The following is a 23538-nucleotide window of genomic DNA, read 5'->3' on the forward strand; positions in this document are numbered from 1 at the left end:
GGCGGCCTAGCGCTGCGCCTCGCTTTCCAGGTCGAGCGGCAGTAGTTCGGGCCGGGCCGGCGGCAGTTGCGCCGGCCCGACGCCGCGCTGTGCAAATACTTGTTTGGCCGCCGTCACGGCGGCTGTGGCATTGCCCCAGCCGCAGTAAAAGGCCAGATGGGTGATGATTTCGGAGACTTCGCCTGGCGTCACACCATTGTCGAGCGCCAGGTTCAGCTGATAGGGCAAGTCGACGGACTGGTTGCGGGCAATCAGCACGGCCAGCGTGACGACGCTGCGGTCCCGTGGCGACAACTGCGGGCGCGCCCATAGCCCACCATGCACGGTGTCCGTGGTGTAGCGGGCAAGGCCAGGCGACACTGCCTGCACGTCCTCCAGCGTGGACGCGTGCCGGGCGTCAAACGCCGTTGTGTGCTGCGGCATGGGGGCGCAGGCACCCAGGCTCAGGCAGGCCGCGATGGCAGGTGTTGCATAGGATTTCATCACGCGCTTAGCAGGCATGGTCGGCGCACTCGACAGGCAGGCCGACGGCATATTCCGCGTCCGTGACTTTCTCCAGCCAGACCACCGCTACGCCTTCGAGTGCTTCCTGCACCGCGATATGCGTCATGGGCGTGGTCGGCGTTGCGCCATGCCAGTGCTTGTGGCCAGGCGGACACCAGACCACGTCCCCCGCCTGGATCTGCACGATCGGCCCGCCTTCGCACTGGGTCCAGCCGCAACCGGCCGTAACGATCAGTGTCTGGCCCAGCGGATGGGTGTGCCACGCCGAGCGGGCGCCAGGCTCGAATGTCACATTGCCGCACGAGGTGCGGGCGGGCGCCGCCGGGTTACTCAGCATTTGTACACGTACCTGGCCAGTAAAATAGGCCTCGGGACCCGCGACCGAGAGAAGCGTTGCTGCACGTTTCAGTTCCATGGAATGTCCTCTATGAATGAGTCGGCGAAACCGCCGCTATGTCTTATTTACTATAGGGACAAGGCGCTGATGCGACTAGTGGCTATAATCGGCAAATACTTATGAAAATGAATCATAAATGGCACGCACAAACAATTTCAACGATCTGCTTTTCTTTATCGCGGTGGCGCGCGAGCACAGCTTTACGCGCGCTGCGGCGCAGCTGGGCGTCTCGCAGTCTGCCCTGAGCCACAGCGTGCGTGCCCTTGAGGCGCGGCTCGGCGTGCGCCTGCTGACGCGAACCACGCGCAGCGTTTCGGCCACCGAGGCAGGCGAGCGCTTGCTGCAAAGCGTGCCGTCGCACTTCGACGACATCGAGGCAGAACTGGCTGCGGTGGCCGAGTTTCGCGACAAGGCGGCCGGCAGCATCCGCATCACCTCGACCGATTACGCCACCCGCACCATCCTGCTGCCGCGCCTGGCACCCGTCCTGCGCGACTATCCACAAATCCGGGTAGAGATCATTAACGACTACGGCCTGGCTGACATTGTTGCCGAACGCTATGACATCGGCGTGCGCCATGGCGACCAGGTGGCCAAGGACATGATCGCGGCACGCATCGGCCCTGACCTGCAGATGGCGATCGTCGGTGCGCCCACTTATCTGGACGGACGGCAAGCGCTGATGACGCCACAGGACCTGATGATGCACAACTGCATCAATCTGCGCCTGCCGACGCACGATGCGTTTTATGTCTGGGAACTGGAAAAAGACGGACGCGCCATCCAGGTCCGGGTCGAGGGTCAGTACGCATTCAATGGCGCCTATGAGATCCTCGATGCGGCCCTGGCCGGCATGGGCCTTGCCTACGTGCCGACGGACCTCGCCGAGCCGTACGTGGCGACCGGCCGCCTGCGCCGCGTCATGGAGGACTGGTATCCGCGCGTGCCGGGCCTGCACGTGTATTACGCCAGCCGCCGGCAATCGTCGCGGGCGATGCAACTGGTGGTCGAGGCCTTGCGCTACCGTCCTGAGCAAACGTAAGGGCCTGGATCCGCCTGGCAGCTCATTTCATGAGCCATTTTCATAAGTGCATGCGCTTTACCCGAATTGATCAATGTTCAGGATCTGGCTAACATCGTCCGCTGATGACAGTCAGGGGAAATGACATGGAGGGGGCAACGCAATACTGGAGGGTAGAGAGCGGCCCGCAGTCGCTGCGCACGGTGGCGATACTCGGCGTCCTGATGGCGTTTGCGTCGATCTCGACGGACCTGTATCTGCCCGCGATGCCGTCCATGGCCGAGGCGCTGGGCACCGACGCCGGGCACATGGAGTGGAGCATTGCCGCCTACCTGGCCGGCTTCACCCTGGGGCAGCTGGCATGGGGGCCACTGTCCGACCGCCATGGCCGGCGCCGGCCGGTCGCTGGTGGTCTGCTGGTGTTTATCCTTGGCTGCGCGGGCTGTGCCATGTCGGGCTCGGTGGGCGCGCTGGTCTGCTGGCGCGCCGTGCAGGCCGCCGGTGCCAGCGCCAGCGTGGTCATCGCCCGGGCCATGGTGCGCGACTTGTACCGGGGCCCGCGCGCGGCGCGGCTGATGTCGACTCTGATGACGGTGATGGCGGTGGCGCCGCTGCTCGGCCCCAGCGTAGGCGGCCTGATCCTGCACGTGGCGTCGTGGCGGGCGATTTTCTGGACGCTGGCGGCGCTCGGCGGCGCCACTCTGGCGGCACTGTCATGGTTGCCGGAAACGTTGCCCCCGGCGCGGCGCACTTGCGCACCGCTATCGGCAGCGTTGGGCGCCTATGGACAATTACTGCGCCATCGCGCCTTGCTTGGCTATGCCGGCGTTGCCGGATGCTATTTCGGCGCCTGCTTCGCCTACGTGGCAGGTTCGCCGTTCCTCTACATTGCCTATTTCCATGTATCGCCACAATGGTACGGCATGCTCTTCACGGCAGGCGTGTCGGGGATCATGCTGGCCAACCAGATCAACATACGGCTCCTGAAACGCTTTTCCGTCGACGCGCTGATACGTTTCGGGACCGGCATGGCGGCCCTGGCAGGCGCCGTTGCCGCGCTCGACGCATTCGAAGGCTGGGGCCACTTGTGCGGCGTCGCCATTCCCCTGGTTTTTGTGGTGGCGGCGAACGGTTTCATTAGCGCCAATGCCATTGCCGGCGCCTTGAGCCATTTCGACGAGGGCGCCGGTGCCGTCTCGGCGCTGCTTGGCAGCGTGCAGTACGGCACCGGCATGCTTGGCTCCGTACTGGTGGGCACGTTCGCAGGCGCCCGCTCGACCTTGAACGTCTTCGCCTGGATGTGCGTCGCCAGCATGCTGTGCGCGTGGCTGTTTCTGCCTGGCCGGGCAGGGAAGCGGCACGCGGTTACATCGCCAGTGCAGTAGCGGTGAGGTGGCGCGGCCCATGCGGGCGGCCGGAAAACCATTCCATGAATGAAGCGGAGAATATGCATGTCGACTGAAAAAACCATGAAAGCAGCCGTGCCAGCGTTGATTTTGCTGGGCCTGGTGATCCTGCTGTACGGGCTCGCCATGCTGGCCGGCGGGGTGTATCTCATAGCGCTCGGCGGTTCCTGGTTCTTCGCCCCGGCGGGACTTGCAATGGCGTCGGCCGGCTGGCTCATTGTTCGGCGGAGCCCGCTGGGAGCTGCGCTGTACCTTGCCGGGTTCGCCGTCACGGTCGCTTGGTCGCTGTGGGAAGCCGGCCTCACTTTCTGGCCCCTGTTTTCGCGCCTGTTCGCCATGGCGGTGCTGGCTCTGCTGCTATTGCTGCTCATGCCAGCATTCCGTCGGGGCGGTGACGCGTTCCGGCGCCGCCCGGCCCAGCTGTTGGCCGCAGCCCTGGCAATTGCGCTGGGCCTGACTTGTTATGCCAGCTTGCAGCCGCGTCCTCTTGCCACGGCACAGTTGACACCGGCACCGGTGGCGGGCATGGCTGTCGGCACGGTCGCGGCGGCAAGCTGGCCGTACTTCGGACGTACGGCATCCGGCACCCGGCACGCGCCGCTTGAGCAGATCACGCCCGCCAACGTCGCCAGCCTGACAGTCGCCTGGACCTACCGCACGGGCGAGATTCCCAGCGGCAGCGCGGCGCACGTGGTGACACCCCTGCACATCGACGGCACCCTGTATGGCTGCACCCAGTCGAGCAAAATCTTCGCCCTGGATGCGGAGACGGGCAAAGAGCGTTGGCGCTTCGATTCCCATGCCGCGCCGAATAAGGTCTATCCGCGCTGCCGCGGCGTGGCGTATCACGATGCCGGCGCCGATGGCAGGGCACCTGCGGCCGCATCGGCGCCGGCATGCACGCGCCGCATCATTGCCACCACGGTCGATGCGCGCATGGTCGCGGTCGACGCCGCGAGCGGCAAACCTTGCGAGGATTTCGGCGAGCATGGCGTGGTCAGCCTGCGCCCGGGCATGCAAAATTCGAATCCCGAGCTGTATTTTCCCACTGCCGCGCCAACCGTGGTGCGTGATCTGATCGTCGTTGGCGGGCTGGTGTGGGACAACCAGAAGGTGGGCGAGCCGTCTGGCGTGGTGCGCGCGTTCGACGTACGCAGCGGCGCCCTGTCCTGGGCCTGGGATCTGGGCAACTCCGTCATCACCCGACTGCCGCCGGAAGGCGGCTCGTACACACCGGGCACGCCGAATGTCTGGTCGATCCCCTCGTTTGACGAAAAGCTGGGTCTGATCTATCTGCCGACCGGCAATTCGACGCCCGATTTCTGGGGCGGCCATCGCAGCGCGGCCAGCGACCGCTATTCGTCCTCGGTCGTCGCGCTGGACATCGCCACGGGCCGGGAGCGCTGGAGATTTCAGACGGTACACCATGACTTGTGGGACTATGACGTGCCATCACAGCCGGCGCTGTACGATGTCGCCGACGGCCACGGCGGCGTCATCCCCGCCCTGATCCAGACCACCAAGCGCGGCGAAATTTTCATGCTTGACCGCCGCAACGGCAAGCCAGTCGCAGCGGTCGAGGAGCGCCCCGTGCCGCAGGGCGGCATGGCCGACGACCGGCTTGCGCCCACCCAGCCGTTTTCGGTGGGCATGCCGTCCATCGGCACCGAGCCGCTCAGCGAAGCGCGCATGTGGGGACTGACCTTGGTCGACCAACTGGCGTGCCGCGTGGCGTTTCTCCAGTCGCGCTACGAAGGCATCTTCACGCCGCCTGGCGAACGCCAGACCATCCAGTATCCAAGCTGGCTGGGCGGCATGAACTGGGGTTCCGTCAGCATCGCCGAAAACCTAGGCTACCTGATCGTCAACGATACCCGCGTGGCCGTGACCAACAAGCTGGTGCGGCGTGAAGACTATGATCGCAAGGTGCAGGCCGATGGGGGGCACGAGGGCAGTGCGCCCCAGGCGGGTACGCCGTGGGGCGTCGAGCAGCGACGGTTCCTGTCGCCGCTGGGCATTCCCTGTCAGCCGCCGCCATACGGCACGCTCACAGCGATCGACCTGACAACGCGCCAGATCGTCTGGTCGGTCCCCTTAGGCGCCACGCAGGAAACCGGCCCCTTGGGCATCGCCACCCGCATACCGATCCCGATCGGCATGCCCACGCGCGGCGGACCATTGACGACTGCGTCAGGTCTGGTATTCATCGGTGCAAGCCAGGATTTCCGGCTGCGTGCTTTCGACGTGCGCACAGGGGCGGAGCGCTGGAGCGCGCAATTACCGGTAGGCGCGGAGGCGACGCCGATGACCTACCTGTCACCGCGTAGCGGTCGCCAGTTCGTCGCCATCAGTGCAGGTGGAAACTCCGCGACTACGCAGAAGGGCGACTATATCGTCGCCTATGCGCTGCCACGCTAGCTCCGTTTGGCGCCTGGCATCGCCATGATAGTGCGGCAAGTGCCGCCAAGTTCCACGTCGGGCCGCCCGTGATCGCCAGTCCCAGTTCACCGCCAGCGTATGACATCCCAGATATCATCCAGTGCTCGAGCAGATGATGGACTAGGCTGTCGAACCTAACTGTGCCGCAATGGAGCTCCGAAGCGGGTGTTCTGCTGCCTCCTCGGTCGGATGTGTCATCCTTCGCCATCCGTTCAGGCTGGCTGTGACGGCGAGCTCTAAACCACTGGCACGGCGGCGTGCCAAGTCAGAGTCGACGATTCGCGACCTTGGCTTCGACGTCGCGGGGTGTTTAGCCATGGGGGAATTCCTGCAGAAACCCGACGAAGCTCAAGCAGCTTTTACTTGAGTGCGGTAGAAGTCGCAGCAGGGCAGGGGAGATAGACAGGCCAGACCCGATCTCGTCGGTGGATCAGGCTGCTACGAGATCTCACCCCAGTAGCTTGGCAATACAGCATGATCATCGGTTCTTCTTTTTTAGGAATTATGGATCAGGAGAATCTAGGCTAAGGGTGGAGATTCAGCCTGAACTAATTACCGGAAGCAGCATCGCTTAGACTTTTTTTCTGAGCCGCAGGTGCAATTCTTGTTACGTCCAGGGCGCGGAACTCCGAAATGACTTCGCGTGCCGTTCGGAGATACCCCGCGGCGCCCGCCGACGGCACGGCCCAGTGGAACCTGGGTCCCGTGATCCAGGCGCTGCGCACCTCGCGCCAGGAAAAACACAAGATCCGTCATAACGGCAGGGGACGCGAATTGCCGTCGCGCGAAGCCTTGACTACTATCGTCAACGGCTTGTCGGTGGCGCTGTTCCCCATCCATTACCAATTGAGAATTTTTTGCCCACTCGAAGATAAATTGTCTAGGTCAGAACGGCCCCTCCCGAACCAGCATTCAGATTAACAAACTCAACTAGTACAACATCAACTAACTCTTGTGCGCGATGCATAGTTGCCCTCGGCAGGTGCCAACTGCCAGCCAGTTGATCGGCACAATGTGCAGTTTCTGATCAGACCGAGACGCTGTCGACCTCCGTGCTGACCAGTTGGCGGTGTTTTGCCTCTTCAAGCTCGCGTTTGCACTGGTAAATGGCATCGCGCAGCGACTGCTGATAATACTCATGACGACGTTCTTGGGTGCTACAATTTTCTCTTTGAATGCAATCGCGCTCCAACTCATTCAAGTAGGCGGTATTTGCTGCAGCCAGCGCGGCTTCAGCTTGTTCAACGGTTTTACTCATGGACCTGTCCTCACACTGGATGCCGACCAGATATCGGGCGCCAAAGCGCGGAAGTTCTTTTAAAGACGACTGCGCAAGTGGTGATTTCTATGCATTCCAATTACTCTTTGGCACCAAAATAGTCGGCAGGGTACTCAACGCCGTCATCCGGGTACACTCGGCGATAGCAACCGGCGTTGTAATTTACTTCGATCACGAAATCGAGGTAAAGGATTCGTGCCTACTCCAGACAGGCAACTTCTGGAACTGCCTCGTCCCATGGGCCACTGAAATCTGGAGCCTGAATTCCTGCAATATGCCGTAGGTTTCGCGAGTGCCAACACTACAACCAGTACACAGCCGACGATCATCTCCCTATTAGAGCTTCATACCTACCGCCAGCCGGTTAAATGCATTCATCAAGGCCGCAGCCAAAGTCAGATCGGAAATTTCGATATCGGAGAAATGTGCTTTCAAAGGCTCATATAGCTCGTCTGGCGCGCCCTTTTCGCTAATATAGGTAAGCGTCTCGGCCCATGCCAGGGCGGTACGCTCGCGGTCATTAAATAATTCGCTGATTCGCCATCCTGCGAGGCAATCCAGCTTCTCTTGCGCCATCTTGCATTCGCGCAGGGCCTGCGAATGTTCGCCCAGGCAGTAAGCACAGCCATTTATTTGCGAGATGCGCAAATAAATCAATTCAAGCAGCGGCAAACCTAGCGAGCTCGCGGCCAGCGCCGTATTGCAGGCGAGCAGACCTTGATAGGCTGCAGGCGATAGGGAACGAAATGGCAATCTAAGTTGACTCATGGTGAAACTCCTGCGTAGAAAAAAGGGATCAGGCATAAACAAGTTTGTTGAACCGAGGTTCCAGTGCCAGTCGGACACGCGCATGTTCGAGCGTGGCACAGACGGCCTCTTCTCCGAATACTAAGCCTTGAAGATAGGTGAAGTGCAGGTTAAACAGGCCAAGGGTGTTAAGCACGTGGCGCAGGTAAGTAGTGAGAAAATCTGGTTGCCGTGCCCGTTCTCCCTGATGAAAACCACCGGAACCGATCAACACGTAGACAGGACGGTCGCTCAGGAGGCCAACTTTGCCATCGGGTCTTGAATTGAATGTCCTATGAATTCGCAGGACATAGTCGATCCAGAGCTTGAGCGCGGCAGGGATCGTGAAGTTGTGCATGGGGGTGGCAATGAGCAGCATATCGCTGCGTTCCAATTCGCCGATCAGAACTTCGGAGGCCTCAAGTTCTGGCGAGTCGAACGGCGTATCAGAGGTCAGGGCACGGGCATAGTCCATACCGAGCGGTGTCAGTGGATGCGCGCCCAAGTCTCGCTCGACAAGTTCGAGCCGCGGATGCCGGTGCTGCAAAGATGAAACTAGTTCCAGTGCTAACTGGTTTGCATGGGAAAACTGCCCATTCGGGCTGGCATTGATCAACAGGACATTGTTCATGCCAGACTTTCTGGCCGAAGGCTCTGCGTGAAATGCATGCCACGGGCCAACAGCCCCTGGCGAAAATAGAAACGTTGTGCCAATGGCATATGCAGGCCTGTATCCAGCACGAAATGATCACAACGGAGCTGCACGGCCTTCTCCCGAACCGCAGTCAACAACCGTGCTCCCAAGCCGGTGCGCTGAAGATCAGAGCTGACCACTAGATCATCGACGTAAATGAAACGCCCGTAGAGCAGGTTTTCCAACGCACGATAACCAGCCAGGCCGACTATGTGCTCGCCGGCCCACGCCGCCAGTAAACGGTAGCCCTGCTCGCTCTGCCGAACCAGTTGTGCCACGTAAGCGGCCGGGTCGGCGACATGCGGCCTTAAGCCGCGCATCAGGTCGAAACTGGCCTGAAAGGCCTCCTTGTCTTCGAGGTGTTGGAGTGTGTAATTCATGTCTGTAGTCCGTTGTAGAGATATAGCTCATCTTAGGGCTGCAATGGCTTAAACTACAGGGCCAAAAAATGCTTAAATGACTAGGCCATGATTTTTCCCTTCCTGCCGGACCGCAGCCAGCCAGCGCCGATCTATCGCCAACTTTATCAGCGATTCCGTGATTCCATTGCCGATGGCCGCCTGCGGCCGGGAGATCGGGTACCTGCAGTTCGCTCATTGGCTGCGGAGCTGAACTTGGCGCGCGGTACAGTGGAAGCGGCCTACCAGTTGCTGATTGGTGAAGGTTATTTGATTACGCGCGGGGCAGCCGGGACAGTAGTCTCAACGCAACTGCCGCCAGTTTCCTCGTCCATACTTCGCGGCTCAGTTATTTCGACGGTGTACCAAGCCACCCATTCCGGGACGCTGCCGCTGGCACTGCAGATGGGCCTGCCCGCGCTGGACGCGTTTCCCCGTAAGCTCTGGACAAGACTGGCGGGTCGTCAGCTACGGCAGGATGGTGTCGAGGGGCTCGTCTACCCGGACGCACGAGGCCATGCACCCTTGCGCGCGGCCATTTCGACCTATCTGGGGATTTCGCGGGGTATCACTTGCCACCCGGAACAGGTTTTCGTGTGCGCCGGCTATCGCGCATGTCTGGACCTCATTCATCACACGCTGATGCAACGAGGCGATACGTGTTGGCTAGAGGAACCCGGCTACTTCATGGCCAGGAATGCTTTACTGGAAGCCGGTGCACAATTGGTGCCGGTTCCAGTAGATGAGCAGGGCCTGGACGTTGCGCAAGGCATCGCCCGTGCTCCGGATGCCCGATTCGCAGTGGTCACGCCGACCCACCAGAGTCCGCTGGGTATGTCGCTGTCGCTGCCACGTCGGCTGGCTCTGCTAGACTGGGCCAACCGACGAGGTAGCTGGATCATCGAGGATGATTATGACAGCGAATACCGTTATCTAGGTAAGCCCTTGCCGGCCCTCAAGAGCCTCGACCAGCAGGGCCGCGTGCTCTATACCGGTACCTTCAGCAAGGTGCTGTTTCCAGGCCTGCGCTTGGCCTATCTGGTTGTGCCTGCCGAACAGGTCGATGCGTTCGCCCGTTTGGCTGATCGTCTGCATAACTACTGCCCGTACGTGCTGCAGGCAACCGTAGCCGCTTTTCTCAACGAAGGGCACTTTGCGCGACATCTAAACAAAATGCGGAACCTCTACGCGCGCCGCCGTCAATGGCTGGTCGATGCACTGCGCCAGCAATTCGGCGAACGGCTGCTGATTACCCCTCAGGCGGGCGGCATGCATCTCGTTGCCGGCCTTCGCCAAGGTGATGATATCGAGCTCGCTCAGCGTGCCCGGGCCGTTGGCATAGTCGTAGAACCTCTGTCACGGTGGTACCTGGAGGCCAAGCCAAGACACGGCTTGATTCTTGGATTCACGAATATCACCAGTCCCGAACAGGCGTCGGCGATGGCACTTCGGCTGGATAAGATCATCTAAGACGGTAAAATTTTAGTAACGCTGTCTTGAGACGAACCAACGCCCGATAGATTTATCTGCAGTAGGCAGACCATACTCTGGCATTGTCGGTGCCCGTCTGGCTCATGTCATTCGCGGCGTGGTTCTTTGATGCTCAAGAGTCCTTCCGTTTGGTCTCAAAAGGGGAGTCGCAACGTATTCTCCATGTCAGTATCAAGACCTCCACTTTTGATTGGTGCCCATCCGAACCTATTTTGTGAGGAGGCCACATGGAGGCGATTGCACACTTCGCATCATGATTTGCGGACGGAAGGAGCAAGCATAGCTGCTCCTGATCGTCGACTGGTCTGCGATGACTGGTGCAAAGCTGGTCGCGGTTGCCAGAGCAGAAGGCATTTCTGCTCCTTGTTCCTCCAGGCTGTCCAATCTCCGGATTTCGGACTTACATGCTGGTGTGGCCAGGTCCGACGCGCGAGATGCCACGATCATTGCCGAAGCCATATGCCCGATACCGTATGGGCTGCTCACTCCGCTGCATCCTGCACCAACACGAGTGCCTGGCCACCGATTGGATCATTTTGCAGTACTGAATCTGCTGCAGCGATATCTGTACGCCAATAGGGCGGCTTTAAGAACTATTCATCCGAATTCCATAGATTCTCCATGAAGCATCGCTACAGTCAATCGCAGATGCATTTCTCGTCAGCGTGTTTGTCCCACATGCAAGCCATGACAGTCGTAGAGAGGCGTGATGCATTTGGGACGCGCCGGACAGTACTTGAACAATATAGAAAATATGAAATTAGAAGCCATCACCACGTCGGAATCACCGCACGAAATCAGCCCATATACACTAAAGAAAATTTTCTCAATTGCTGTTCTGGCGCATGTAGTCATCTGGATAATATTGCCTTTATTATTTCAAAGCAATATTGCGCTGGACATGGCCGAGGGTTTAGCTTGGGGAAAAGAATGGCAGCTTGGCTATGAGAAAGACCCACCATTATTTCCATGGGTCATACAGACCCTGACATCTTTGTCCAATAGAGGACTATGGATAAGCTATCTCGCAGGACAACTGTGCGTTATCACAGTTTTCTTTGCCGTGTGGCAGTTGGGACGACGGGTTGCGACTGAAATGCAGGCACTGATCGGTGCATTGTTGTTGGAAGGCGTCTATTATCTCAATCTTCCGGTTTTGGAATTGAATGACATTGTATTGCAGATGCCATTTTCCGCCCTGTTTGGTTGGTTACTACATAAGGCGATCCAGGATGATAAGCTGGGGTACTGGATTCTTGCGGGATTGGTTTCCAGTTTAGGTTTGTTGTCGCGCTATTCCATGGGAGCATACATCGTACCCATCGCGTTATTTGTTATTATTCACCCAGCCTCCCGTCGTCGCCTGTACTCAAAAGGGCCGTGGCTTCTTATACTGACATCCACACTAGTATTCCTCCCACATTTATACTGGATCATCAAAAGTGATTTTATTTCAATAAGGTATGTCGGGGACCGAGCGCCTGAAGTTACACATGCATTTACTTTTATAAAGGAGTACTTTTCATTCATCGGGGCGCAGTTTTTAGCACTGTTACCCATGCTGGTAGTGGCATCGTTTTTGTGGCGATGGCGCTCATCTCGTGTTTGGCTAAGGGCACGATGGCACGACTTTAATTTTTGCTATATTGCTGTTTTAGCTCTAGGACCGGCAATTTTTTCCTTGTTGCTATCTTTGCTAGCACAGCGCCCATTGAGGGCCATGTGGGGTGCACCGCTGTGGTTTTTTACGGGGATTTTTATCGTTCTTCTTTTTCAGCCCATCTTGACGCAAAAACGTTTTCGTTACTTTATCCGTTCCTGGATTGTACTACTGATATTTCCTGCTTCTTTCTTTATTGTGGAGAAAATTTATGGAACTGACATTACCGGCAATGAGCAGGCCGTCAACTTTCCCGGCGAAAGTTTTGGCAGTGCAATCAATAACAGGTGGTACATAACGACGAAGCGATCATTGAAATATGTGATTGGAAATACTTGGGATGCAGGGAATGTCGCATTTTATGCAAAGGACCGGCCATCTGTCATATTCTCTCATGCCGATCTCCGTGTAAGCCCTTGGGTAAAAATCGAGGACCTTAAACAAGCAGGAGCTGTCATTGTGTGGAATATGCAAGAGGAAGGCATCGCGCTGCCTCAGTATCTTTCCGCAAGATTTCCAGATGCAATCGTTCAGCCCGCGTTGACCGTGAAAGGGAAACGGCTCCATCATTTGGGTGTCGCCTACCTTTTGCCGAAGTGACTGCATATAAAGTACGTTTTTTTCGCTGTCAAGCCGAAATGAATCAATGTCTTCAATGATTAATATTATTTAAATGGAGGGCAGTAATAATGTTGTCTGTGGTTGATTATTTAGCGACAATTCAGCAGTGCTTGTATTTTATCTCTGCTGCGTAGGCGAATAGCCCATTGGTAACCAATTTTCAAAAAAACGATGAAATGAAAGCGATTGGCTTTTACTCATTTCGGATCATGACGAAGCATATCTTCATGAGAGAACTAAAGAAAAACGTCAGCAACGGAAAATGTTTTCCAATAAAATCAAAGGGCAACGGCATCTTCTATGCCGGCGCATGATGGTGCTTGAGATTCACCACCCCAGGCAGGCAACTACCCGCATCTTCACTGCAGCCACAGCGAAGGCCGACAGCGATTACAACCGCGCCCGCCATGGAAGGGGGAGGGGGCGATCAAAGAGGAAACAAGTGCAGAGCGACGAAGTCCACAAACACTCGAATCTTGGGTGATAGATGAGGACTCGACGGCCAAAGTACATGAAAAATCATACTCTCATGATTGTAATCATCTAACACGCTGGTCAAACTTCCTATTTGCAATTGCCGGCGAACTGCTATTTCTGGCACGCAAGCGATACCCAAACCCTCTTCAGCGAAGCAGACCTGTGGATCAAGGGTGTTTGTCACCATACTGGCGTGCAGGTTAAAGCTGGACGCGCCGGCAACTTGCAATGGCCAGGCGTCCAGCTTGCCAGTGCTGGGGAATCGATAGAGCAAGCAGGAATGCTTGGTCAGGTCTTCCGGCGTGAGCGGCAAGCCAGCTACCCGAAAGTACTCAGGCGCGCCAACCATGACTTTACGACAGGAACCAATGCGACGGGCCGTCAGCCGAGAGTCGCCAGGTTCGCCGGTACGAATCACGGCATCGAAACCTTCCTCAATCACTTCTACCAATCTGTCCGAGTAATCAATGTCTAGCAGAATGTCGGGGTAAAGCCGCTTGAAGGCGGCCAGTTTTGGCATGAAGAGTGTGCCGACTGACGGCAGACTAATGCGCAACTTGCCACGAGGCGTATCCCGATTTTGTAATAGCTCAGCTTCAGCCTCCTTCACCTCTCCCAGAATACGGCGGCAACGCTCCAGAAATTGCGCACCTTCCGCCGTAAGACTGACGGTGCGCGTGGAACGGTGAAATAGCCGCACGCCAAGTCGCTCTTCAAGACGAACAATGGCCTTGCTGACGGCCGATGCCGAAATGCCAAGTTGCTGACCCGCAGCTGTGAAACTGCGGGTTTCTCCTGCATGAACGAAAACATTCAGCGATCCAAGATTGTCCATTTTTGATTCCTATTTGTGACTTCAAAGTCATATGTATTTTTAACTGTAGCCTATTTTTCATTTATCGATTGACGTCCACACTGTGATCATCCACTGGCGGGCCACCTGGCTGCTGATGAAGACCATAGGAAAGATACAAATGAATAACACGAATGCCACCTCGGCTCAAAGCACGGATCGGCTGCCATTTATCGCGCTACTGGCCTTGGCGATGACAGGTTTTCTGGCGTTGTTAACTGAAACCATTCCGGCCGGAATGCTTACACAGCTAAGCGAAGGAATGGGGGTATCACAAGCGCTTGCTGGACAGTTCGTCACGCTCTACGCCATTGGATCGCTAGTCGCAGCCATCCCGTTGACGGCAGCAACGCTGGCCTGGCGACGTCGACCATTGATGATTGCGGCATTGTTGGCAATGTTGTTTTTTAATATGATCACGGCACTGACCTCCAACTATGTCGTCGCCTTGTCAGCACGATTTTTGGCCGGCATGGCAGGCGGCCTGATTTGGGGCATGCTGGCCGGCTACGCGCGACGCCTGGTGCCAGATCATCTCAAGGGGCGTGCCTTGGCCGTGGCGGGAATTGGTGCACCGTTAGCATTATCGCTGGGCGTGCCGCTGGGCACATTATTGGGCGCTACCCTAGGCTGGCGCACTACCTTTGGAGCCATGTCACTGCTGACGCTGGGAGTGATGGCCTGGATCTCTCTGCAGGTGCCAGACTATCCAGGTCAAGCGGCAAAGAAGCAAACCCCTGTATATCAAGTTTTCAACACTCCCGGCGTGCGGCCGGTCTTGGCGGTACTGGCGTTCTGGATACTCGCGCACAGCATTCTCTACACTTACTTGATGCCCTTCCTGGAGCCAGCGGGTTTGTCCAATCGGATTGAGGTGGTGCTCCTGCTCTTTGGTGTGGCATCGCTGGCTGGTATCTGGATCAGTGCCATGTTAATAGACCGTATGCTACGGTCTTTGGTACTACTCAGCCTGGCGGGTTTTGCGCTTGCATCGCTTGCCCTTGGCCTAGCCGGCACTCAGCCGTGGGTTATCTATATCGCTGTAACTGCATGGGGCCTAACTTTTGGCGGCTCCGCTGCCTTGTTACAAACTGCCTCGGCCGAGGCCGCCGGGTCAGGCGCAGATGTGGCGCAATCGATTCTGGTTACAGTATGGAATATTGCCATCGCAGCCGGTGGCCTTATCGGCGGAATTTTGCTGGAAACATCAGGTGTCGGTATTTTTCCATGGGTATTGCTCATGCTGTTACTCACGGCTTTCTTGATAACCCGGGTTTCCCGTAAGCATGGGTTCCCCGTGCAGAAAGGCTAAACATCGTAGTTACTTAAAAATCAGAAGGCTTGGCCTGACCATAGAGGCCAAGAGCTACCTTCCCATGCAGCCAGCTACGCAGGAACGATGCACAAAATGCACCCCCTTATCTGCTAGCGCAGGCGCGACTCCATCGCGCGCCGAGAAAAGCGAATCCAAGCGAGGTGACGCCGATTGCGGCTCCTACCCAACCAACAGCTGGCAGTCCATGACCGAAGCTGATAGGCAATCCGGCAAGCAGCGGCGCAAGCGTCAACCCGGCTTGAAAGGCTGATGAGTTTGTCGCCCCTGCAAGCATCGGCGCATCGGGAGCGATCGCATAGACCCGGCCCCAAATTGCAGGATTCAATAGGAAGCCCGAAATGCCGAGCAGAAACACCAGTACAATGGTCGCCACCATATGGGACGCCAGCAGCGCCATCGCAGCGGATATGACGATCAGGCCCGCGATGCCCACGACAAGCGTGGCGAACGGATAGCGATCAGCAGTACGTCCCCCAATCGTCAGCCCGATGAAAGCACCTACGCCAAACAGAGTCAGCACAGCGGGCAGCCACTGGTCGGGCAATCTGCTCACCTCGAGCATCAGCGCTCCGAGATAAGCGAACGTGCCCATGTAGGCGGCAGTGGTAGCCGCCGTCGTAGCATAGGCCAACCAAAGATCCGGGGACTTCATGGCGCGCAACTCAGTGTTGAGGTCAGGTGCCCCCGCATCGCCAGGCGCCTTATTGGGCAAAGCGAGAAGGCCGGCGACCGCCGCCACAGCAGTAACCGCTATGACGGCCCAGAAGCCGCCGCGCCAGCCGGTTAAATCGCTGATGAACGTTCCTGCGGGGCCACCCAGTACCATCGCGGTAGTCAAGCCACTGACAACGATGGAGAGTGCCTTGGCGCGGCGATCAGGAGGCGAGAGCTGCACGGCGCTTGCTGCCGCAACCGCCCAGAAGCACGCATACGCCAAGCCCATGACGAACCGGGCGGCAAGAATGGGCCAATAGCTTTGCGCAAGGAGGCTCAACACCGTTGCGGCGATGAAAGCCGCCTGGCTGGCGAACAAGGTGTTGCGCTTGGACCAGTGCAGCGTCAAGATGGCGAACGGCGGCCCGCCTATCAGCGCACCTACTGCGAACGCGGAAATCAAGGTTCCCGCCGTGGGGAGCGTAATGTGCAGATCCGCCGCAATCATCGGGAGAATACCTCCCATCAGGAACTCGGCGCTGCCCATCGCAAACAAACTCAGGGCAAGAAGGTAGACGGCAGATGGAATGGCCGTGTTGCGTTTTTGGGGCTGCAATGGGGTTTCGCCGGCGCTGGGGGCGACGACGCTCACGTTTTCTTGCATTGTAGTTCTCCGATGGATTGATTTGAGAATCGAGGTTTGCCATCAATCCGCCGTGGCGGATTTCCGGCATGTGGGCACAAAGCCATCCCCATGCGGCGTGTCCAGTAACGGTTCCGTTCATCCCCACACCCGCTTGAGCAGTGCGGTAGACAGATATTCGTTCCTTTCCGTTGCCGAAAATGTCGTTTGCAGGCATGATAAAAGTTGAAGTCAACTTCAAGTCAAGGGGGGCATCATGGATATTTCAGAAGTCGCCCGGCGCACAGGCATACCGGCCTCTTCGCTGCGGTTTTATGAAAAAAAGGGTTTAATCTCAGCAACCAGCAGCGCGGGGGAGCGGCGACACTTTGCACCGGACATACTCAATCAACTGGCGTTGATTGCGCTTGGACAGGCAGGGCAACTCTCTCTGGAGGAAATCCGCACGATGCTTTCTCCCACTGGTGCCCCGCAGGTAGACAGGAATGTACTAGTGGCCAAAGCTGACGAAATCGACGCGACTATCAAGCGCCTGCAAGCCATGAGCGAGGGTTTGCGCCATGCTGCAAAATGCCCCGCTGCCAGCCACGCGCAATGCCCCAACTTCCAGCGTTTACTCAAGGTTGCTGCGGCGGCAAAGTTGAAGCAAAGCAGGACGACAGCTATTAAAGCATCTGCTGGTAGTCTTGTTGCCCGCCAGGCCATGAGGTCAAAAGCAAAGTGAGGCGGTCCCAAATAATTGTCCGCTTTTTGCCACGGACGAATGAACAGAGCATAAAAACGGTTGATTCAGTTATGGACGCGCTCAAACACTCGACGACGAGCCGGAAAGCCTTCGCGCCCGAATTTGCCGGCCTTTTACATGGCGCGTTCGGCAACATTGTTGGTAAACGGTAGCGATAGACAGCGTACGCACAGGAGAACGGTATCGTTGCATTGGCGCATGCGGTGTAGCCGAGTGAAGGTGAAGGACTGTTCGTATCGGCCCCTTTGGCTAGCCTTGCTTACTTTCGACCCAAGCACGTCCAGTCACTGACGAAACACCTGGATCGAGCTGTCCTCCTGCGCACGAGAGAGCGTGGGAATGTCGGGGGATGAGGTTTTTTTCATCCTCATCACCATGGACAGATACGCCAATGCTGACAATGGCTAGCATGAATTTACGCAGGTCGGACAGTCACATCAGATCATTAATGCAAATTTGCAAATTAATGATCATCGGTGAGTGCGGGCGGATCCGCAAGACATGCCGTAATTTGCTGGCGTAGCCAGTCGATACCACCATCATGCCAGCTGCTCGCCGACCAATGAAGGCGAATAGACAAAGCCGGGAGCATGAATGGAAGTTTGAGTATGCTGAGTGGCTTCTTGCGTTGGTCAATGATGAGCTTGGCGAATCGCTCAGGAACGACCGCAATGTAGGATCTGCCAACAAGTATTTCCGGCAGTATGAAAAAACTGGGAGTCGTAATGACTGGCACCCTAGTCTGTGCCTGCAAACGGTCAAGGACAGCATGGTGAGCTGAACTTGGTATATCAGCAACTGCATATTGAAGAAACTCGCTGTTGGCATTGACTGGCGCCGATGTGTCGTGCAGGCCAACATATCTATCCTTGAATAACAAAATACTGGATTTACGCGATTTAAGCTGCGGAATCCAGCCAAACGCCATGTCGATACTTCCATCATGCAATCTGTCAGCAAGAGAACCTTCCCAGTGTGCAACGACACGGATATGGATGCCGGGAGCGTTAAACGCCACCCGCTGCATCAGCCGATTCAGCACAAGAAGTTGCCCAACATCTGTCATATAGATAATGAAAGTACGCCGTGAAGTTGTGGGGTCAAACGTAGCAGGCAGGCTCACCGCCGCTTCCAGCGCCTTCATAGCCTCCGCCACCGGGAGGTACCACTTCCGGGCCATTTCAGTCGCTTGCATCCCTTCCGCACTGCGTATGAAAAGAGGGTCACCAGTAGTTTTTCGCAACCGGGCGAGCACTGTCGATACAGCTGGCTGAGTCATGCCAAGAGTATCTGCGGCGCGTCCGATATGGCGTTCGCGAAATACGGCAATAAATACTTTCAGTAATCGTAAATCCAGCTGGTCGAACATTGCGTTTCTTTTCATATTGTTTTCATCAACCCAGATCGCGCACATGCATGTCATCAAAAATTCAATACTTCCTGCATTGCCATGAGTCTACTAGACCTGGCGCCATCCAGACCGGCTTCGCATTATTACCGATGCCGCCACCTCCCTTATCCTGCAAGATTCATTCTCCGGCTCATTCGCATTTCCGAATAATACGCATGCCTACATAACCATAGCCAGCCTGATTGAATCTGGATAACGGTGAAGGCACAAGTGCCAGCCATTTTTTAGCATGCCATACCTCAAGGATGCATGGAAAAAGTTGAACGTGACATCAATTGGAATCCAACTGGCAGGTTGAAGGAGAATATGTGCCAACAACAGCATACGCCAGCGCTGCGGCCGCAAATAGTGCTCCAGCAATACTGACGCCGGTCCAGGCAGCGATCGGAAAGATCCATGCCCCGATGAGCGAGCCGCTAGCTGCCCCAGCAAAATTGCCTGCCATCATAGCTGCAGTCAGACGGCTTCTTTTCTCGGGAGCCAGGCGATATACCGCACTCATGCTGGCGACATGAACGCCCTGTATGCCCATATCAAGCAGCACGGCGCCGATAATCAGTGCGATTACATGTTGTTGGCCGAGCATGATTGGGAGCCATGAAAGCAGCAGCAACATCAAGCCCGAAATGGTCGCACGATTGCCTAAACCACGATCGGCCAGGTGTCCAAATGGTCTGGCAGCCATGGCGCCAGCGGCGCCAGCCAAACCAAACAGACCAATAGCAGTATTGGAGTAACCATGCGGTGGCCCTGCAAGCAGAAATGCCAATGGTGTCCAGAAAACACCAAACGATGCGAACAGGAGCACACCTATCAATGCACGCGAACGCAATATAGATTCGTCTATGTAGAGATGAAACAATGACACAAGCAAGTCTTTGTAGCTGAGATCCGTTGCGCTCGTAGACTTTGGCAATACGAACCTGAGCATGACTGACGTAGCCAGCATCATTATGGCGGCCAGCCAGTAAATAGCTCTCCAGTTATACAGATCGGCGACGATGCCTGCCGCCACGCGGGCCAGTAATATTCCAAGAAGCAATCCTGCCATGAGTGTTCCGACCACACGTCCCCGCTCATGCCTCGTCGCCAGGGTAGATGCAAATGGAATAAGAATCTGTGCAGCTACCGACATGCATCCTGCAAGAGCCGTCCCAAAAAGCACAACGGCGATGCTACTGGCGGAGGCCGTGATCATCAAACCAATCGCTGCCATAACACTCATGGCGACAATCATGTTGCGGCGTTCCAGCACATCTCCCAACGGCACAAACAGCACAAGCCCGGCCGCGTAGCTCAATTGCGCCACAGTGACTATGCTGCCAGCGGCGGCGGCCGACAGGGAGAATTGTTCGCCCATGCTGTACAACAGAGGCTGCGCATAGTAATTGCTGGCGACTGTTAGTCCTATAGCGATTGACATGAGTAAAACCATGGATGTCGTCATTTTCTGCTTGACTAACGATGTTGCCGTTGGTTTTGATGACGTTGATTCCATGTCTGCTCCCTGTCAGTTTATTGGTTCGATGTTACGTACCTGTAACTGGGGAGGCAATGTGTACAAGCTGATTTGTGTTATCCCGATTCGGCATACCCCCGGCCGCCACATTGCTCCGCTCGTGCTCTATCAGCCACTGCTTGCGCGCAAGACCTCCGCCGTAGCCAGTCAGCTCGCCATTTGTACCGATCACCCGGTGGCAGGGAATGACGATAGCCACACGATTGGCACCATTGGCACTGGCCATTGCTTGAACGAGTTGTGGCTGTCCGAGTTTCTCTGCCTGCTTGTCATAGCTAGCGGTGCTGCCATAGGGAATTGCTCGCAATGCTAGCCACACCGACTGCTGGAAGTTGCTGCCAGGCGTGTCGAGCGCTAATGCGAACTGTTGGCGGGTACCCGCAAAGTATTCGCTGATTTCGAGCTCGGCCTGGCGGGTGTGCTGGTTTTCGCCGGTCAAGATGCGCGCCTGCAAGAGCCTTTGCAGATCCTTGAACTCGGTCTCCAGCATGCGCCGGTCGACGAATTCCAGTAGACAGATGCCACGTGCGGTTGCGCAAGCGAACATTGGCCCCAAGGGCGTGGTAAAACGATGAATGAGAATGACATGGGCCGCTTCCGTCGGAGCTCCTCCAGTCAGCTTCTTGCAGGTGTAAGCAAAACCGCTGAGTGAGTCGTAGCCGCTATCGAGCGCAGTATCAGTCGCGCGGCGACCGGCTCTCAACTCTTCGAGAGCCGTATTGATTCTCAACGAGCGCTGAAAAGACTGAAAGCTCATACCATGGTGTGCTTGGAACCATCGCCGGATGCGCTCTGGGCTAAGACCACGCTGCCGGAGCTGGCAGTCGCTCAAGCGGTCTTTGGGGTGTTGGCGCACCCAGGCAATGGCCTCGGCGACATCGGGCGGCGCGGTGTGGGCGTTCTCCGTCGGTTTGCATACCTTACACGGCCTGTAACCGGCATCAAGGGCTTCCTTGAAGTTGGTGTAGAACACCACATTTTCGCGCTTGGGTTTGCGTGCCCGGCATGTGGCGATGCAGAACACGCCTGTTGTCTTCACTCCGACGTAGAAGATGCCGACATGATCAGCCGCCCGATCGAGCAGTGCATGGTAGTAGGCATCAATTTGTTGGGCATCAGTGACCAGCATAGTCGAATACCCGTTGAAAAGATTTCTCTTCGCGCACGGCGACAAACAGTTCCAGAAGGGTTTGCTGTACGCGACTATGCAAGAAATTACCCATGCTGATGCGCTTGACGCCTAGCGTAGTGAGCTTTTCAAACGATGGTAAATTCGGCATGCACATCACGTTCAACGGCAGAGATACGCCCGCCACGATGGTCGCGATATCAGTCTCGTGGGTTACACCGGGTACAAACAGGCCATCGGCGCCGTTGGCGGCATAACACCGGCCGCGGCTGACTGTTTCCGTAAGTGCATTCGCGATGCCCAGTAGGAAGGTATCGGTGCGTACATTGAGGAACAATTCCACACCGGCCTCCTTCAACCCCGTGCGGATATCAGCAAGACGCTGTACGAAGGCGTCAACGTTCAACAATTCCCGCACACCGTCGCGCACCACACTATCTTCCAAATTGACTCCGACCACCCCCATATCCGTCAATTTGAGTAGATTATCCACCACCTCATTTGCTGTCTCGCCATAGCCGGCTTCTACGTCAACGGTTAGTGGCAAGTCAGTTACGGCTTGCAAGCGAGCGACCAATTTTTTCAGATCAGCAAAACTCACACCCTCGCCGTCGGCATAGCCCAACATCTCGGCGATGGCCGCGCTGGAAGTACCAATGACGGCATAGCCTGCGGATGTCGCCGCATGGGCACTCGCGGCATCCCATACGTTGGCGAGCAACAATGGTTCGGCTTGTTGATGTAGCTGGACAAAGTTCATGAATAACTCCTATTTAGAATGTGGCGCCAGTATGTCTGTTTGCCCCTTTGCGCTACAACCGAAAACCGGACGAGTATTTTTTTTGCTTGCATACTAGTTGGCGGTAGGTACGCGTCCCATGTTGTCTAACTAATGGGGTGCCATTATGGTAAGAAGGCTTGCACGATCAGTGATTCCGCATCAGCTAGAGGGCCGAGACAACGGGTGGCGAGACCGTCGAAGTAGGCTAGCGGATCAATAATATCCTCAGGCGTAAAGACGCCGCGACGATCGCCAAAGCCGCTGGCGAACAATGGCAGAGTCATGGCGAGGGGGATGCTCGTCGCGCCTGCCATGCCATCGGGAATGACCACCTTCAGGTGTGCGCTGGAGACCATGGCTCGCCCGTCGCGTCTGCCCCGCGCCCAGGCAAACAGCTCCGGTGGCGAGGGATCTGCATTGCGCTGTGCCTTACTTAGAACCGTGCCTTGAGCTTTATCAAGTTCAAGCGCAGCGCATTCAACAGACATGATCCCCTTGTCAATGAGGGAGGCGATCATTTTCAGATCACGGAAATCCTGGTCTGGGCCGATCATGACGTTTGCGCAAGTGGTGAGCGATGGAAACGCACGAGGCAATGTGACAGCCTCTGGGTGGCCGACAGTCCAGACGGGCAGCTCCCCATAACCAGGGTAGGCAATGATGTGCCGCTGCAGCGGTTTCACCTGCCGCAGTTGACCTCTTTCCTGCTGTCTGATGGTACCTGTGAGTTGCTGCAACCAATGCACTGAAGCCGCGCTCGGTTTCCGCGGTTTGACCCGCCGGGAAGACGTTGATGATTGATCGTTTCCGTCGACGATAGACCAGCCGGTGAGTAGTTCCTCGGTCTGGCCGAGGCTGGACGCTGCAACCATTGCAAGTAAATTGGTCAAGCCCGGACTGGCGCCGATGCCGATGATGGCGACAACGTTGTTCGCTTTGGCTAAGCTATCAAGCTGGAGCATCTCCAGTGTGGGCTCCCAATCATCGCAAATGTCTGCATAGTGCTTACCCGCAGTGATAACGGCATGGAGAATAGGGACACCAAAGCGATAGAAGGGGCCTATGGTGTTGAGAACCACGTCGTGCGCAGCAAGCAGAGGATGCAGTTCACTCGGGGCGGTCGCATCACATTGAAAGGCTGCACCTTTGCTGCCCAAGCTATTTGCTACGGCAAGGGCCGCCTTGTGGTTCACGTCTGCGACAGTCACTGTTTCGACGAAGTCATAGCTTGCCGCTTCGCGAGCGGCAATTCGTCCCATTTCGCCGCCACCACCTAATATCAATACCTTCATTC

General features: G+C 56.7%; 21 protein-coding genes and 1 pseudogene. 8 read left to right on the forward strand and 14 right to left on the reverse strand.

The features are described from left to right. Window positions 1–6: 6 nt before the first annotated feature. On the reverse strand, window positions 7–483 hold the full coding sequence (locus AC1RJW_RS15735) for a carboxymuconolactone decarboxylase family protein (protein WP_493045724.1): 477 nt from the start codon (window positions 481–483) through the stop codon (window positions 7–9). A 7-nt stretch (window positions 484–490) separates the two neighbouring features. Next, window positions 491–919, reverse strand: a complete 429-nt coding sequence (locus tag AC1RJW_RS15740; protein ID WP_493045725.1) for a (R)-mandelonitrile lyase — start codon at window positions 917–919, stop codon at window positions 491–493. Between the two features lie 118 nt (window positions 920–1037). On the opposite strand from AC1RJW_RS15740, the gene AC1RJW_RS15745 reads away from it, so the two are divergent. The 3 genes from AC1RJW_RS15745 (at window position 1038) to AC1RJW_RS15755 (ending at window position 5746) form a co-directional block, all read left to right on the forward strand. Further along, the gene (locus AC1RJW_RS15745; RefSeq protein WP_493045726.1) at window positions 1038–1943 is read left to right on the forward strand and encodes a LysR family transcriptional regulator; all 906 of its coding nucleotides are present in this window, start codon (window positions 1038–1040) and stop codon (window positions 1941–1943) included. Window positions 1944–2068: 125 nt separating this feature from the next. Further along, a complete protein-coding gene (locus tag AC1RJW_RS15750; protein ID WP_493045727.1) occupies window positions 2069–3307 on the forward strand; it encodes a multidrug effflux MFS transporter in 1239 nt (412 codons plus the stop codon). A gap of 66 nt (window positions 3308–3373) precedes the next feature. Beyond that, the gene (locus AC1RJW_RS15755; RefSeq protein ID WP_493045728.1) at window positions 3374–5746 is read left to right on the forward strand and encodes a membrane-bound PQQ-dependent dehydrogenase, glucose/quinate/shikimate family; all 2373 of its coding nucleotides are present in this window, start codon (window positions 3374–3376) and stop codon (window positions 5744–5746) included. Window positions 5747–6319: 573 nt separating this feature from the next. Here AC1RJW_RS15755 and AC1RJW_RS15760 read toward each other — a convergent pair. Next, entirely contained in the window at window positions 6320–6457 is a 138-nt protein-coding gene (locus tag AC1RJW_RS15760; RefSeq protein WP_493046049.1) for an SEC-C metal-binding domain-containing protein, read from the reverse strand. On the opposite strand from AC1RJW_RS15760, the pseudogene AC1RJW_RS15765 reads away from it, so the two are divergent. After that, window positions 6401–6610 (forward strand): annotated as a pseudogene (locus AC1RJW_RS15765) (hypothetical protein); the annotation flags it as partial. The gene AC1RJW_RS15760 and the pseudogene AC1RJW_RS15765 sit on opposite strands and share 57 nt — an antisense overlap. Before the next feature lie 184 nt (window positions 6611–6794). Here the strand turns inward: AC1RJW_RS15765 and AC1RJW_RS15770 are convergent. From AC1RJW_RS15770 to AC1RJW_RS15785, 4 genes are all read right to left on the reverse strand, one after another. After that, window positions 6795–7025 (reverse strand): hypothetical protein, encoded by a 231-nt coding sequence (locus tag AC1RJW_RS15770; RefSeq protein ID WP_493045729.1) that lies wholly within the window; start codon window positions 7023–7025, stop codon window positions 6795–6797. A gap of 357 nt (window positions 7026–7382) precedes the next feature. Then, window positions 7383–7814 (reverse strand): carboxymuconolactone decarboxylase family protein, encoded by a 432-nt coding sequence (locus tag AC1RJW_RS15775; RefSeq protein ID WP_493045730.1) that lies wholly within the window; start codon window positions 7812–7814, stop codon window positions 7383–7385. 28 nt (window positions 7815–7842) lie between these two features. Continuing rightward, the gene (locus tag AC1RJW_RS15780; RefSeq protein ID WP_493045731.1) at window positions 7843–8463 is read right to left on the reverse strand and encodes an FMN-dependent NADH-azoreductase; all 621 of its coding nucleotides are present in this window, start codon (window positions 8461–8463) and stop codon (window positions 7843–7845) included. Beyond that, complete coding sequence (locus AC1RJW_RS15785; RefSeq protein ID WP_493045732.1) at window positions 8460–8906, reverse strand: GNAT family N-acetyltransferase; 447 nt, start codon at window positions 8904–8906, stop codon at window positions 8460–8462. The genes AC1RJW_RS15780 and AC1RJW_RS15785 overlap by 4 nt, the downstream gene beginning before the upstream one ends. 87 nt (window positions 8907–8993) lie before the next feature. Between AC1RJW_RS15785 and pdxR the strand changes: the two genes are divergently transcribed. Next, complete coding sequence (gene pdxR, locus AC1RJW_RS15790; protein ID WP_493045733.1) at window positions 8994–10394, forward strand: MocR-like pyridoxine biosynthesis transcription factor PdxR; 1401 nt, start codon at window positions 8994–8996, stop codon at window positions 10392–10394. Between the two features lie 757 nt (window positions 10395–11151). Further along, window positions 11152–12675, forward strand: coding sequence for a glycosyltransferase family 39 protein (locus AC1RJW_RS15795; protein ID WP_493045734.1), 1524 nt, complete (start codon window positions 11152–11154; stop codon window positions 12673–12675). 448 nt (window positions 12676–13123) lie between these two features. Here AC1RJW_RS15795 and AC1RJW_RS15800 read toward each other — a convergent pair whose 3' ends face one another. Next, window positions 13124–14008, reverse strand: a complete 885-nt coding sequence (locus AC1RJW_RS15800; protein ID WP_493045735.1) for a LysR family transcriptional regulator — start codon at window positions 14006–14008, stop codon at window positions 13124–13126. Between the two features lie 139 nt (window positions 14009–14147). Between AC1RJW_RS15800 and AC1RJW_RS15805 the strand changes: the two genes are divergently transcribed. Further along, complete coding sequence (locus AC1RJW_RS15805; protein ID WP_493045736.1) at window positions 14148–15338, forward strand: MFS transporter; 1191 nt, start codon at window positions 14148–14150, stop codon at window positions 15336–15338. Between the two features lie 106 nt (window positions 15339–15444). Here AC1RJW_RS15805 and AC1RJW_RS15810 read toward each other — a convergent pair whose 3' ends face one another. Then, complete coding sequence (locus AC1RJW_RS15810) at window positions 15445–16680, reverse strand: MFS transporter (RefSeq protein WP_493045737.1); 1236 nt, start codon at window positions 16678–16680, stop codon at window positions 15445–15447. A 235-nt stretch (window positions 16681–16915) separates the two neighbouring features. Between AC1RJW_RS15810 and AC1RJW_RS15815 the strand changes: the two genes are divergently transcribed. After that, window positions 16916–17383: a helix-turn-helix domain-containing protein gene (locus AC1RJW_RS15815; protein WP_493045738.1), complete on the forward strand. Its 468-nt coding sequence runs from the start codon at window positions 16916–16918 to the stop codon at window positions 17381–17383. Between the two features lie 484 nt (window positions 17384–17867). Here the strand turns inward: AC1RJW_RS15815 and AC1RJW_RS15820 are convergent, their stop codons facing one another. The 5 genes from AC1RJW_RS15820 to AC1RJW_RS15840 all read right to left on the reverse strand — a co-directional run bounded on the left by AC1RJW_RS15820 (window position 17868) and on the right by AC1RJW_RS15840 (window position 23536). After that, window positions 17868–18773 carry a LysR family transcriptional regulator gene (locus AC1RJW_RS15820; protein ID WP_493045739.1) on the reverse strand — a complete coding sequence of 302 codons (906 nt, stop codon included), beginning with the start codon at window positions 18771–18773 and terminating at the stop codon, window positions 17868–17870. A 313-nt stretch (window positions 18774–19086) separates the two neighbouring features. Beyond that, window positions 19087–20313, reverse strand: a complete 1227-nt coding sequence (locus AC1RJW_RS15825) for an MFS transporter (protein WP_493045740.1) — start codon at window positions 20311–20313, stop codon at window positions 19087–19089. A gap of 31 nt (window positions 20314–20344) precedes the next feature. Beyond that, entirely contained in the window at window positions 20345–21463 is a 1119-nt protein-coding gene (locus tag AC1RJW_RS15830; RefSeq protein ID WP_493045741.1) for a bifunctional transcriptional activator/DNA repair enzyme AdaA, read from the reverse strand. After that, the gene (locus AC1RJW_RS15835) at window positions 21450–22223 is read right to left on the reverse strand and encodes an isocitrate lyase/PEP mutase family protein (RefSeq protein ID WP_493045742.1); all 774 of its coding nucleotides are present in this window, start codon (window positions 22221–22223) and stop codon (window positions 21450–21452) included. The genes AC1RJW_RS15830 and AC1RJW_RS15835 overlap by 14 nt, the downstream gene beginning before the upstream one ends. Window positions 22224–22366: 143 nt before the next feature. Beyond that, window positions 22367–23536 carry a saccharopine dehydrogenase family protein gene (locus AC1RJW_RS15840; protein WP_493045743.1) on the reverse strand — a complete coding sequence of 390 codons (1170 nt, stop codon included), beginning with the start codon at window positions 23534–23536 and terminating at the stop codon, window positions 22367–22369. Window positions 23537–23538: the final 2 nt, after the last annotated feature.

The organism is Janthinobacterium sp. GW822-FHT07A03 (assembly GCF_058798815.1).